Raw genomic sequence first — 13,756 nt, 5'->3', positions numbered from 1 at the left:
ACCAAGTTTAGACGAAAAAGTTATCTATACATGATTATTAAGAATAATACTTCGATATTGGAGGAATGAGTGATGAAGTTTAGTGATGATTTTTTATGGGGTGGAGCTACCGCAGCCAATCAATGTGAAGGGGGCTATAACGAAGGTGGGAGAGGACTTTCGAATGTCGATGTATGCCCAACAGGAGAAGCTCGATCTTTAGTAATTACAGGAAAGATGAAAATGTTTGATTTTGATAAAAATTACTATTATCCAGCTAAAAAAGGCATTGATATGTACCATCATTTCAAGGAAGATATTCAATTATTTGCTGAAATGGGCTTTAAGGTTTATCGAATGAGTATTGCTTGGACTAGAATCTTCCCATTAGGCGACGAAGAAAAACCAAATGAAGCGGGACTTCAATTTTATCAAGATTTATTTGAAGAATGCCGTAAATATAATATAGAGCCGCTCGTTACCATTACTCACTTTGATTGTCCGATGCACCTAATAAAAAAATACGGTGGTTGGAGAAACCGTAAAATGATTGATTTCTATATACAACTATGCCAGGTCATTTTTAAAAGATATAAGGGTTTAGTTAAATACTGGTTAACGTTTAACGAGATTAATATGATTTTACACGCTCCATTCATGGGGGCAGGAATTTATTTTGAAGAAAGTGAGAATAAAGAAAAGATAAAATATCAAGCTGCACACCATGAACTTATTGCAAGTGCAAAGGCAACTAAACTGGCTCGTGAAATAGATGGAAATTATATAGTCGGCTGTATGTTTGCAGCAGGAAGTGTGTATCCTTATAGTTGTAATCCCAAAGATGTTTGGGAAGCCACAAAATTAGATCGAGAAAGTTATTTCTTTGTTGATGTACAAGCAAGAGGAAAATATCCAAACTATGCTCTGAAAGAAATGGAACGTAATGGGACGATGCCAATAATGGAGAATGGGGACGAAGAGCTCCTCGCAAAATATACAGTAGATTTTATTTCCCTTTCCTATTACAACAGTCGCTGTGTTAGAACAGATAGTGATGGGGGAGATAATGCAGAAGGAAATTTATTTGCATCTACCAAAAATCCTTATTTGAAGTATAGCCAATGGGGATGGCCTATAGATCCGATGGGGCTAAGAATTACTCTAAATCATGTCTACGATCGTTATGAGAAGCCATTATTTATTGTAGAAAATGGGTTAGGGGCAAAAGATGAAGTGGACAAAAATGGTTATGTGGAAGATGATTATAGAATTGATTATTTAAGAGAACACATCCAAGCGATGAAAGATACGATTCAGTTTGATGGGGTAGATATTCTAGGATACACAACATGGGCGCCTATAGATTTAGTGAGCGCAGGATCTGGTGAGATGGATAAGCGATATGGATTTATTTATGTTGACCAGGACAATAAAGGAAATGGAACACTAAAAAGAAGTAAAAAGAAGAGCTATTATTGGTATAAAAAAGTTATTTCCACGAATGGCGAAGATTTAGATTAAATAGTGTAGATGGCGTAATCACAGGGTTACAGCTATGATGGAAGAAATACTTCGTCACTGTACAAATGTGGATGCTAAAAAAAGGAAAATTAAAAATATACAAAAAAGAATCCCTAATTTAAAAGGATTCTTTTTTGTTCTTAAAAGCATTTATTGAGATGGCATCACGTTTTAAGAGCCCTACATAATTAACTGGCTAAATACTTAAAGATGTATTAATTATATAAGTAGGAGAATATAAAAGCGAAAGTTTAAACTAGAATCTCATGAACAATTTATGATAAATTGCCATTATCATAAATTTTAGAGGTACTATCATGTCTTAATAACGGGACATGATAGTCTAAACTTCTGTTAATTTTTTCGTTTTTATATTAATGGGTATAGGAAAGTATTCTACAAATATAAAATAAGATTGACAACAATAGATTACAAGTGTAATATTCAGTTGAGATTACATTCGTAATCTATGGAGGTGAAATTATAACTAATGAAAGAATTACCTAAAATTTCAGAAGCTGAATTAGAAGTTATGAAAGTACTGTGGGCGAACTCTCCACAAACGGCAAATGAAGTAATTGAAGCGTTGGAGGTGAAAATGGATTGGAAACCCAAAACGATTCGAACGCTGATTAATCGATTAGTACACAAAGAAGCAGCGGCTTACCATCAAGATAAAGGGCGTTTGTACTCTTATTATCCTTTGGTATCGCAAGATAGTTATTTACAAGTAGAAACGAAATCTTTACTTAAACGTTTCTATGGTGCAGCATTTAAACCTTTGCTTGTAAATTTCTTGAAAGAAGAAAAGCTGTCTTCAGAAGATATTAACGAACTTAAACGCATTCTTGATGAGAAAACTGAGGAAAATCAGAGGAAGGATAGATTATAGTGATAGAAAAATTTATAAATATCTATCTACCTGCTTTTTTTGATTGGATGATTGAGACCTCCATTATGGCTAGTATATTAGTGGGTCTAATCTTATGTATCAAGGTCTTGTTTAAAAATAAGTTAACGCCACGCTGGCAATATATGCTGTGGATCATATTAATTATAAGACTTGTATTACCTTGGTCGCCAGATAGTTCCTATAGTATCTATTCTGTTCTTACTTACAAGAGTGATGATGCATTCATTTCTAGCCAAAACCCTGTAGCTAGTTTTGTTTCAAAAGAACGCATGCAAGAATTGAAAGGTATAGACGATACAAAGGTTCTCCCAAAAGAAGATACTTATACCTCAAGTTCAACACAAGCTGATCAGGCAAACAAGACACAAACACACAATAATAAAAAGCAGGATAATGAGACGATTTCATTTTATACAGTCTGTATATGCATTTGGCTTACTGGCGTTATCCTTCTAAGTGTTGCTACTTTTGTAATGAACAGGCGTGTATTACTTTACATAAAAAAACAGCCTGTTATTACAGATGAGAAGATTGTTCAAATTTTTGAAAAGTGTAAGCAATCTATGTCTGTTCAAAGGAATATTCCTTTGCTTGTATCTGGAAAGGTTTCCAGTCCGACAGTGTTGGGATTTATTAAGCCAAAGTTGTTATTGTCAACTGTACATATGAAAATATTAGATGAACAACAGTTACGATATATTTTCCATCATGAATTAGCTCACATCAAACGAAGAGATGTTGGAGTAAATTGGCTTATGCATGGCTTACTCATTTTAAATTGGTTTAATCCCATTCTATGGTATGCCTACTCATGTATGCGGGAAGATCAAGAACTAGCATGCGATGCATTAGCCCTTACATATATAGATTCAGAGGAACAAATTGCGTATGGACATACTATTATTAGTCTATTGGAACATTACTCAAGTTATTATCAAGTACCGAGTATGGCAAATTTCAGTAAAAATAAAAGGATGTTAAAAAGGAGAATTTTAATGATTAAAAAATTCAAAAAAAATTCATATCGTTGGTCTGCACTAGGAGCTGTAGCAGTTATTGCAGTATCATCTGTATCCTTATTAAATGCCCGTGCTGATATACCAACTAATTCTGAGAAACAACAAACAGAAGTGAAAAATAATATGAACGAATTAAAAACACAACCCGAAATCTTTATACAGCAAATTGTAGAAAAAATGATTGGTACAAAAGAACAGGCAGAAGCAGAATTTTTAGTTTCCGAAGGAGAGTACAATATTTTACTTAAAGAACTTGGAGTGGCACGAAACCTGTTTACGAAAGAAGAATTTGAACGATTTGTTGATTTAGAAACAGAGTCATATACTTTGGGCAAAAAAATAAAGCTAGTTGGGAGTCCTGAAAAGTTAGACACAGAGGAACAGAACAAATATAAGGAAAATGATAAAGAAATTGGACCATTTAGAGAGAAAATTTATTGGAATTTTAGATTAACTAAACAGGAAGCACAGAAGTATCTTGATTTTCCAATTAAGACACCAACTTCTGTAGTAAAAGAGTTTAAACTAGCTGGAGAAGATGTTCAAACTTCGATGACTCCTGGCAGGAAGAATCCTGTTATTGTTTCTGAATATCGCAGAGGAGATTCGTTGTCTTGGTATGTTGTGAACCAATCTGTAGTTAGAGATAAAGAAGAAAATCCATTTTACGGTATAGTAGAAGAGAGTGAAAAGTTAACAAATTATGAATTAGAAGGTGCAAACATTACTTTTGCAGAATCATCTGAAAGTACTACGAAGTATATGGAAGTAATTGTTCCTGCAAAAGGAAAAAATAGCGCTTATCAAATCATAATACTTGCAAATGATGTTAGTAAAGAAGAATTAGAGAAAGTTATCCTGTCCTATATAAAATAAAAAAATAGAGTCTGAGGATCCTGTTCCTGAGGCTCTATTTTTTTTTTAGAAAGAATCATTCTACGCGAATGTACAGAAAAGTTCTCTGTTTATTAATAGAATTACTATTAAAAATCATGATAAAGATGCTCGTAGATATATATAACTAAAGCAATTCCTTTATAAAAAAGTACCCACTTGGTTGTCCTAAAACAATGATACGAATGGAAGTATCCACTTTCTTGTCTAAAAAGTGGCCATTTTCATGTCTTTCTACAACAACAAGATGGGGGGGGAGGGGTTAACTCTCATCTTCTCAAGAGTTCGTTAAATTCCTATTTAACGAACTCTTGGATACTGGAACTCTATTCCTATTATAGTGGTAGCTTAGTTGGTTTTTAGGTTTGTAATTCATAGCTAGTTTTAAGTTAAGTGACTATTTTGATTGGTCTATAAAGAATTAATTGTTTCGTGTCCTTATCAGCTCAATTAATTCTGGAAATAATAAAGATTTTATAAATTTTTGGCTATAATTACTTTATATTTATGATATTTTAACCCTGTTACATTTATTGCAAGTGACAGATATCTTTGAAGCGTAGAAAGATCTTATTTCTACGCTTCTTTTTAATAAGTAGTAGATTTAGTGTTTTTTCAGATTTGTTATATAAGATTTTACAGCTTGTAATAAGAATTCTTCCTGTCTCATACCAGCTTCCTCTGCCATTTGAACTACTTTTTGCTTGAATTCATGATCTGCATGAAAAGTTAATGGCTCTACATTACTTTTAAAGTAAATACCTTCTACATGTGGAAGGATCGTGCCGGCTTTCATATGAGAATATAAGTACTTAATCTCCTCTTGAAACTGCAATGGATCTACTTGTAATACGAAAGGTTTAATTTCTAATCTGATAGTATCTGATGAAATACTCAATCGCATATTTGTGACACCTAGCTCCTTATAAAATAAATTTATTAGATTATAAGTTATGGAATTAAATAGTTGAGGTTTTTTAAATGAAAAAGATAAATACCCTCGTTTTGTAATTACCGCTTTTTTAATGAAAGGTTCAAAGGTGTAATCATGTTCCTTATAAGTGGATAGAGGGAAAATTTCTTCGTCCTCTGTAAGAATCTTCCCGTCTGCTCCATTGATCTCTATTACCCTAGCTGTTTTTCCGTTATGTTGATGTGTTAATAATTGATATAAGTATATATCTTCATCTTGAATCTTCGTAATGAATGTTTTTCGCTCTTTTGTTTTGGTTTTTTCATAATCAAGCATAAAAATCTCGAGCTCTTCCTCATCGATAATATATACTTGTTTTCCTCTTTTTTCTACCATTGTTGCGGGTAATTTTCCAGATTTGATGTATGTAAAGATAGTAGATGGTGCAACATTAAGAATTTCAGCTACTTCTTTCGTGCTAAGGCCTTTAACCTTATTTTTATTTTTTAAACGTTCAATATCCTCTAAATAGAAAATCTTACTACCGAATTGCTTCCAGTTATCTTTATATACACATTCTATTAATCCATCTTTTTCTTTTTTTAAAATTGTTTGTACCGTTACTCCTAATAAGTCGGCTGCCTCTTTGGTCGTTACAGTAGGTTTTGTAATGAACAATAAATCGTGTGTCATAAAAGGACACCTCCATAACTATCGTTTGCTAATATTTTAGATATGTATATATCATATCAGAATCTGATTTATATTTAAAATAAGAAATAGATTTTATTAAACATCTTAATCATTTTTATGGTTTGAAAATCTTTTTAATTCATTTTATATGTTAATAACTTTTTATTGTTGTTTTTGTTATTAAAGTAATATAAAAATTATGGAGTTAACTATTAAAAAATATCTATTTACTAATAAACTATAAAAAAATATAAGTATAAGTAAACAGAGAAGAATGTAGCGTTCTTACAGAAAGAAAATGAAATATCATTTGTATAATTAATAGAAGTAAAATAAAATGATAATTATAAGTAATAAAGATAATTATATTAATAATCTTCAATAGGAGAGGTTAATTCGAAATATGAATAATAAATATGTAAAAGAAAATTTATCAATTATAAACAATCAAAGTGAGTATATAGATACATATGTAGAGAATATAAGAGATATCGTTCCATTTCTGCATAACAATAGTTATTTAGATAAGGTGGAAGAGAAGATGGAGGTTGCAGAAAAAGAGGGAAAGAGTAAATATACGTATTTAAGTGACATAGAAGTCATTTATCATTTCGTACATTTACAAAAAGATATGGATGAGAAGAAGAATAGAAAAGAGGATACGAAAAAGAGTTATATCTCAGAAATTGTATCATTTTGTCAGTGCATGGTGCAGCATGCAGAAAAATTTGAATTGAATGGGGAAGAGGTACAGAAAAAGGAATCTTTATTGAAAACATTGCAACCTTGGCATATTCGTAAATACAATTCTTGGTTGAAACGGGTAGAGAACGGTAGGAATGGTGACACATATGCAGTTGCAACACTTGCAAAGAAAACAGTGCTCATTCGTTCTTTTCTAAAACATCTTCATGTATTTTCTTATATTGAAAAACCTCTTCATGAAGAACTGCAGCGCGCAAATGTAAATGAGCAGGATCGGCCAAATCGGGATCTATCCTATGATGAGGTTATGAAAATTTTAGGGTTTTATAAAGAAAGAGGACATTTAGTAAACTATACAATTTTACTTGCACTGGCAAGTACTGGTGCAAGAATTCAAGAATTGTGCAACGCGAGAGTGAAGGATTTACATTATGACGGAAAGTACTGGTTAAAAGTTACTGGAAAAGGGGATAAAGTGCGTGAACTTTTCATTTCGGAACATTTATACCAGTGTATTTGTGAAATGAGGCGGAGAAGAGGATGCCAAACCGTATTGGAAAAAGGGGATGAGAGTCCGTTATTTATAAATCAAAGAGGAAATACTTATAACTCTAAAACACTATCAAATCAAGTAACAGATATGATAAAAAAGACAAACTTAGAGTTTCTATTGTATCGTGAAAATCCAGTAACAGCGCATACATTTCGTCATGCTTTTGCAATTATGGCAGTAGAACAAGGTAATGCAGATTTATATCATTTAATGCAAACACTTGGTCATGAAAATATTCAAACGACTAAAATATATTTAGAAAAGCATATGAAGCGTAAAAATAATGTTGGATCTACTTTCGCAGATATGTTGGTTTGAATTATATATAGTTTATAAGGGTATTTAATTATATGTTTTTTACATAATTAAATATTATATATGTTCGTTTATTCGTTGTGAAGATATACAATTGGAAATCTTTACTTGCCACTGCAGATGTGTTAAAACCTAAGTTTTCGCAAATCAGAAGATGGATATTAGAAGACACAAGGGATAAATAGCAACGTTACTATTACGAAAAGGATTTTTTAAGGATTGAGCAAGTTTATTCCTATGTACATTATCATATTGAATCGAAATGGCATACAGCAAGGCGTAAAATGAAGCCACAAAAAACTATAAAAAACGTAATCGAGAACAAGCAAAATATCTCAATTATAAAACTATGGCTAGAAGTTTCATCAAGAATTTAGCCACACAAGAAGATTTAAATATGCTAAAAGAATTAATTACAGAAAAAGAGGGAAATGATTGTGTTAGAAAATAAATTAGGTATCAAAAATCAGTTGGAATTGAATCGAGTGGAAGAACGGCTTTCAAAAATGAAAATCAAAGATTTATATGATTCAGGAGAGATAAACTGTATAGAAGTTGGTACATTCAAGGGTCTTTCTGACATTCATAAATACCTATATGAGGATATTTATTTCTTTGCTGGAAAGGTTCGAAAGGTTAACATAGCGAAGGGGAATTTTCGATTTGTTCCTGTTATGTATCTAAGCCATTCACTAGAACATATAAACACTATGCCACAAACAACCTTTGATGAAATCGTTGAAAAGTATGTTGAAATGAATATTGCCCACCCTTTTAGAGAAGGAAACGGTAGAGCGACTAGAATATGGTTAGATTTAATCTTTAAGAATGAAATTCAACAGGTGGTTGACTGGAATGGGATTGATAAAGAAGATTATTTACTGGCAATGGAACGCAGCCCGATTAAAGATATTGAAATTAAGCATTTACTCCAAAATGCACTTGTGGATAAAATAAATAGCCGTGAAGTATTCATGAAAGGAATTGATATTAGTTACTATTATGAGGGATATACTGAATATGATATAGAGGATTTATAAATAAAAAAGGGCTAAAATAGCCCTTTTTTATTTGCGTCTTGAAGAGGATATTTCATATAAAATCGGCATAAAAGGATTCTACTAGGAATCTCCATTGTTATTTGGAACGTATCCTTTATGTTAAGATTTATAAAAGAAGTTATTTTTTTCTGATAATTAATATTAATACGTTTTGTATAATTAATATACGTAAATGTTTTTATATTTCATTAATGTATTCCTTTTCATCTGCATGAATTATTTATTGCAACAGGTTTTCCGTCCCAAATAAGATACTCTAACAAAGGACAATATAAGTATCTTTATAATGATTTTTCAATATAATCAATGTGTTTATGAAAGGAACTCTGTGTTATTTTTGCTTTTTTACTAACTAATACAGCTTCAAACAAAGGACACAATTGCTACATACTAAGTGTAATTTATTACCCATTCAAAATTCTGTCTATTCAATCTTTCTAAAAATAAAAAAAGATTAAACTTATAAATATACAAGTTATAATGAGGGCGTCGAGACATAATTTATTATCTCTAGAGAAAATATCAAACCTCGTTTTAGTTTAAAAATTCTAAAGACCTTGCCAGTAATTTTCTGAAATTTTACATACTGATCTGATTACTATTCGGAGGGTAGTGGATCAGAAGGGAAGTTTATTCAACTCAACAAAGAAAGCGTTATCAAATAAATTTTATTATGAATTGGTCATTCCAATAACTTAGATTCAACTGCAATTAAAAATAATAAATTATGGGGGCGTTTATATGAACATGAATGTAGCTTCTATTAAAGAGAAAAAGATTGTTAAATACAAAAGTTGTTTTGATGTGATTGGGCCCATAATGATAGGCCCTTCAAGTTCACATACTGCAGGTGCTTTGGCTATTGGAACAGTTGCTAATAGATTATTTCAAGGTCTTCCAAAAAAAGTTGTGGTAAAGTATTATGAATCATTTGCTGAAACCCATAAAGGTCACGGAACTGATTTTGCAATTATTGCTGGTATATTAGGCTTTGCTGCTGATGACAGCAAAGTGCCAGATGCTATTAAAATAGCAGAGTCTAAAGGAATTGACATTACCTTTATTGAAAAATCGGGTAATAGTCCTGCCGGTCATCCAAATACGGCAGATGTATATGTAGAGGATGAAAGTCGAAGTATTAGAACGATGGGTATTTCGGTCGGTGGTGGGTTGATTGAAGTCATACATGTTGAAATTGGTGGATTTAACTTAGATCTGCAGGGGCCATTGCCAGTTGTTATTGCGATTTCAGAAAGAGCGGACTTTGAATTTGTTTTACGCAGGATCTTTAAACAATATGATGTGGAAATTAACAACTTTCATAGTTTGGAAGATAAAACAAAATATTTATATGCATTCGTGTTAGATTCGATATTGCCTGGTTATGTTCAGAAGGAATTAGGAGATTTAAGCAATATAGCTAATCTTATTATTCTTTAGTTGCATTAAGGAGTGAAAAATATGTATATGGCCATAAAAGAAATTGTGGATGCAGCTAATAAAAGCCAAAAGCCAATTTATGAATTAGCAATCGAACAGGAAATCAAACAAACTAAAACTTCTTATGAAGAAGTTTGGAGTAAAATGGAACGAAATTTAGCGACTATGCAACATGCAATAAATAAAAGTATCGAAGGTGACGGTGTATTTTCTCCAACCGGTTTAACCGGAGGGGATGCTGTGAAAATTAAAAACTATCGAGAAAATAGGAAAACTCTTTCTGGAGATTTGATGGTGTTAGGGATTCAAAGTGCTATCGGTGTTAATGAAGTGAATGCTGCATTAGGAGCTATTTGTGCAACTCCAACAGCAGGTGCGAGTGGAACGATTCCGGGAGTCCTATTTAGTATTAAAGATACATTGCAGTTAAGTCATGAAGATATGATTTATTTTCTATTCACTTCAGCGTTATTTGGAACGATAGCCGCAAACAACGCTTGTATTTCAGGAGCGTACGGAGGATGTCAAGCTGAAGTAGGAAGTGCCTCAGCGATGGCGGCGGCAGCTGCGGTAGAAGCTGCCGGAGGAACGCCACAGCAATCCTCTGAAGCTTTTTCGACCGCATTACAAAATTTACTCGGCTTAGTTTGTGATCCGGTCGCTGGTTTGGTAGAAATTCCTTGTGTAAAGAGAAACGCCATTGGAGCGACAAATGCTTTAGCAGCAGCAGACATCGCATTAGCCGGCGTAAACAATATCATCAATGCTGACGAAGTTATTGAAGCAATGTATAGGGTTGGAAGACAGATGCCTCGTGAGTTAAGAGAGACAGGTTTGGGCGGGATCGCCGCTACACCTACAGGGATTACCATTAAAAATAAAATCTTTGGGGAAAAACAATTAAATCAATAAACAGCTATCGAGTATATTGTGAAATGTTTAACGATATGTGCTCTATTGTTCGCCTAAGGATGTCTGTATGTTGGGGGATTATCAATAAAATATACTACTATATAATTAAAATATTTTGTAAGTGGTAACAACCCCTTCAGGTTGATGCTTCGCTAATTTTTTGATTTTGATTAATTTAGAAGAGGGATATTCGTTGTGATGCACTATATAAGCAATTCATTTTTCAAGAACGGTCTATATTCCTATACCTTAAATATAGAATTAAGAATAGGACACAAGGAGGAATTATTATATGAATGGGAATACTGCAAAAAACATAGAGTTTCAAGCTGATATTACTGCAGTAACAAATGAGAAATATCTAGACCCTAAAAAGTGGCATAAACAGGATACTACCTGGGCATTGAGCCTTTTTGGAACAGCAATTGGAGCAGGGGTACTCTTTTTACCGATTAATGCAGGTTCAGGTGGTTTATTATCATTGCTGTTAATTACTATACTTGCATATCCTGTTATGTATTACTCACATAGGGCGCTTGCTAAAATGATTTACGCTTCGAATTCTGCCGATGAGGGAATTACAGGTACTATAAGAGAGTATTTCGGAAATAAGGCAAGTATCATTTTTAACATTGTATATTTCGTCTCGATTTATACGATCGTGCTAATGTATTCGGTCGCACTTACAAATACATCCAGTAGTTTTATCGTGCATCAATTGCACATGCCGGAGCCTCCAAGGGCCATTTTATCGCTTATATTAGTACTCGGTCTTATCGCTATACTAAATTTTGGTCAAGATATAACTGTAAAGATTATGAGCATGCTAGTGTATCCTTTCATAGTTTCTCTACTTTTTATCGCAATATCTTTGATTCCACAGTGGAATACGTCAATGCTTAGTTTTTCAAGTGTTTCTACTGCCTCAACAGGAACAGGATATTTAGGGATAATATGGATGATACTTCCGATTATTGTATTCTCGTTTAATCATTCGCCTATGATTTCGTCATTTGTTATGAAGCAGAGAGCTACGTATGGAATAGAAGCTACTGATGCCAAATGTGCTCAAATACAAAAAGTTTGTTATATCATGACATTTGCTGTTGTTATGTTCTTTGTTTGGAGCAGTACCTTAAGTTTGACTCCAAATGACCTTAAGGTGGCAAAAGAACAGAACTTGTCAATCCTATCATATCTTGCTAATGAGCTTAATTCGCCAGTAATCACTATTGCAGCTCCTATCATTGCGTTTGTGGCTATTACAAAGTCTTTCCTTGGCCATTATATAGGAGCGTATGAGGTAATGCGTGACATGATTATCAAGTCCGGTAAAAAACGTGGGAAAGATATAGGAGAAAAAACAGTTAAGACAATGATTCTTACTTTTGTCGTATTAACATGCTGGTATGTTGCTTATACAAATCCAAGTATTCTTGGAATCATTGATGCCCTTAGCGGTCCGCTAGTTGCTGCTATCTTATGTATATTACCAATGTATGCGATCCATAAAGTACCAGTACTTGCTAAATACAAAGGGAAAGCGAGCAATGTATTTGTCATTATTATAGGTATCCTTACTGTCCTAGCAAGTATTAATTCATTATTCTAATCCACTATTGTTAGTACTGATGCAAAAATCGTGAGATATGGAAAAAAGAGGGGTTATTATCAGAACTGAATTTTATAGTGTTGAACCAAAGGGGTCACGGTTTTGGACAAACTTTTCATCTTGGAGAGTTTGTCTTTTTTTGATTATGTGCATAACTTTTTTACTAGCTATATGAAGTTCTTTGATAACTTGATATAGGAGGTGGTGGGGAGAAAATAGAGTGGGAAAACCATGCCATTCGGTTCCTGCGTAAAATATCAATCGTACCAAGAGAGCGTCCAAGTGTCGGACATCTAGGGGGGACAGCCTGAAGTTACGCTCAGGTTGTTGAAAGGCTACCTGTGTCATGGAAATGAGAAGCTTCTACTTTAAGCTTTATTAAGTGACGAGTAGATCACTTTAAAAGTTGTCGCCTTAATAATTAATTTCTCCAAAAGAGCATTCACACTTAAACAGACAATAGTAAATAAAAACTTCATACGAACCACACATTAACTCCACTAATAGCACAAACTAAAGTTGTATAATTCAAGTAATATATTTAACGGTAAACATTCAAACATACTAATATTATGTAATAAGGAAGTTACACTACAATAGAAGAAAACAAATAAGGGAGAGAAGATACTATGACGAGATTTGTAAATCACAACGTAGAGAACACAATTTTAGAAGAGGATGTAGAGCTTTTAAAAGTTATGGCACACCCAATGCGTTTAAAACTAATCAGTGAGCTTTCTAAACATAAAACACTAAATGTAACCCAAATGACCGAAATTTTAAACATCCCACAATCAACAGTATCCCAACATTTATCTAAAATGAGAGGGAAGATTTTAAAGGGAAATCGTCAGGGTTTAGAAATTTACTACAGCATTAAAAATCCAAAAGCTGAAGAAATTATGGGGTTATTAGGCCCAATTCAATAGTTTTTATATTTCTATTCATTACCAATATCACATATTACAAGTAAAATAACCATGAAACAGATATCAAAAAGATAGAAAATGATTATTGTGCTATTTTCTTGTTGTTTAATAAATTGAAGACACCTTAAATTAAGGTGTCTTTTTAATTACACATAAAACGAAGGATTAGATTAGCCAAACGCTATAAAATCTAGGAGAGTATTAATTAAATAATATATAGATATTGAGTCAATAGAATATACTTCTTGAAAAATTCGATATTTATTCTTTTTAAGAATTATACATTTTTTTATATTT

At 32.7% G+C, this 13,756-nt stretch carries 10 protein-coding genes; 9 read left to right on the top strand and 1 reads right to left on the bottom strand.

The window, feature by feature from the left end; genetic code table 11:
• Positions 1-72: 72 nt before the first annotated feature.
• The 3 genes from NZ044_RS28870 to NZ044_RS28860 all read left to right on the top strand — a co-directional run bounded on the left by NZ044_RS28870 (position 73) and on the right by NZ044_RS28860 (position 4,308).
• A complete protein-coding gene (locus NZ044_RS28870) occupies positions 73-1,500 on the top strand; it encodes a 6-phospho-beta-glucosidase (protein ID WP_170264922.1) in 1,428 nt (475 codons plus the stop codon).
• Between the two features lie 490 nt (positions 1,501-1,990).
• Entirely contained in the window at positions 1,991-2,392 is a 402-nt protein-coding gene (locus NZ044_RS28865; protein ID WP_170264923.1) for a BlaI/MecI/CopY family transcriptional regulator, read from the top strand.
• Positions 2,392-4,308: a M56 family metallopeptidase gene (locus tag NZ044_RS28860; RefSeq protein WP_340950183.1), complete on the top strand. Its 1,917-nt coding sequence runs from the start codon at positions 2,392-2,394 to the stop codon at positions 4,306-4,308. The genes NZ044_RS28865 and NZ044_RS28860 overlap by 1 nt, the downstream gene beginning before the upstream one ends.
• 622 nt (positions 4,309-4,930) lie before the next feature.
• On the opposite strand, the gene NZ044_RS28855 is transcribed toward NZ044_RS28860, so the two are convergent.
• The gene (locus tag NZ044_RS28855; RefSeq protein WP_170264925.1) at positions 4,931-5,932 is read right to left on the bottom strand and encodes a helix-turn-helix domain-containing protein; all 1,002 of its coding nucleotides are present in this window, start codon (positions 5,930-5,932) and stop codon (positions 4,931-4,933) included.
• Between the two features lie 403 nt (positions 5,933-6,335).
• On the opposite strand from NZ044_RS28855, the gene NZ044_RS28850 reads away from it, so the two are divergent.
• From NZ044_RS28850 to NZ044_RS28825, 6 genes are all read left to right on the top strand, one after another.
• The gene (locus NZ044_RS28850; RefSeq protein WP_053513970.1) at positions 6,336-7,508 is read left to right on the top strand and encodes a tyrosine-type recombinase/integrase; all 1,173 of its coding nucleotides are present in this window, start codon (positions 6,336-6,338) and stop codon (positions 7,506-7,508) included.
• A gap of 428 nt (positions 7,509-7,936) precedes the next feature.
• Positions 7,937-8,545 (top strand): protein adenylyltransferase Fic, encoded by a 609-nt coding sequence (gene fic / locus NZ044_RS28845; protein WP_153578064.1) that lies wholly within the window; start codon positions 7,937-7,939, stop codon positions 8,543-8,545.
• A 762-nt stretch (positions 8,546-9,307) separates the two neighbouring features.
• On the top strand, positions 9,308-10,006 hold the full coding sequence (sdaAB, locus tag NZ044_RS28840) for an L-serine ammonia-lyase, iron-sulfur-dependent subunit beta (protein ID WP_016078454.1): 699 nt from the start codon (positions 9,308-9,310) through the stop codon (positions 10,004-10,006).
• A gap of 21 nt (positions 10,007-10,027) precedes the next feature.
• Complete coding sequence (sdaAA, locus tag NZ044_RS28835) at positions 10,028-10,918, top strand: L-serine ammonia-lyase, iron-sulfur-dependent, subunit alpha (RefSeq protein WP_016078453.1); 891 nt, start codon at positions 10,028-10,030, stop codon at positions 10,916-10,918.
• A gap of 292 nt (positions 10,919-11,210) precedes the next feature.
• Positions 11,211-12,530 (top strand): aromatic amino acid transport family protein, encoded by a 1,320-nt coding sequence (locus NZ044_RS28830; RefSeq protein WP_340950178.1) that lies wholly within the window; start codon positions 11,211-11,213, stop codon positions 12,528-12,530.
• Between the two features lie 629 nt (positions 12,531-13,159).
• Positions 13,160-13,459, top strand: a complete 300-nt coding sequence (locus tag NZ044_RS28825) for an ArsR/SmtB family transcription factor (RefSeq protein WP_000196663.1) — start codon at positions 13,160-13,162, stop codon at positions 13,457-13,459.
• The last annotated feature ends 297 nt before the right edge of the window (positions 13,460-13,756 follow it).

The sequence above is a fragment of the Bacillus sp. FSL K6-1338 genome, assembly GCF_038006965.1.
Taxonomy (GTDB): domain Bacteria; phylum Bacillota; class Bacilli; order Bacillales; family Bacillaceae_G; genus Bacillus_A; species Bacillus_A thuringiensis_S.
The sequence above is the reverse complement of the archived record's forward strand: the minus strand, read 5'-3'. Positions and strand labels throughout refer to the sequence as shown.

What these genes read in the sequence shown, in the direction of transcription:
- NZ044_RS28865 (WP_170264923.1), top strand. Translation starts at nt 1,991, where the DNA reads ATGAAAGAATTACCTAAAATTTCAGAAGCTGAATTAGAAGTTATGAAA.
- sdaAB (WP_016078454.1), top strand. Translation starts at nt 9,308, where the DNA reads ATGAACATGAATGTAGCTTCTATTAAAGAGAAAAAGATTGTTAAATAC.
- fic (WP_153578064.1), top strand. Translation starts at nt 7,937, where the DNA reads ATGATTGTGTTAGAAAATAAATTAGGTATCAAAAATCAGTTGGAATTG.
- NZ044_RS28830 (WP_340950178.1), top strand. Translation starts at nt 11,211, where the DNA reads ATGAATGGGAATACTGCAAAAAACATAGAGTTTCAAGCTGATATTACT.
- NZ044_RS28855 (WP_170264925.1), bottom strand. Translation starts at nt 5,932, where the DNA reads ATGACACACGATTTATTGTTCATTACAAAACCTACTGTAACGACCAAA.
- NZ044_RS28850 (WP_053513970.1), top strand. Translation starts at nt 6,336, where the DNA reads ATGAATAATAAATATGTAAAAGAAAATTTATCAATTATAAACAATCAA.
- sdaAA (WP_016078453.1), top strand. Translation starts at nt 10,028, where the DNA reads ATGTATATGGCCATAAAAGAAATTGTGGATGCAGCTAATAAAAGCCAA.
- NZ044_RS28825 (WP_000196663.1), top strand. Translation starts at nt 13,160, where the DNA reads ATGACGAGATTTGTAAATCACAACGTAGAGAACACAATTTTAGAAGAG.
- NZ044_RS28870 (WP_170264922.1), top strand. Translation starts at nt 73, where the DNA reads ATGAAGTTTAGTGATGATTTTTTATGGGGTGGAGCTACCGCAGCCAAT.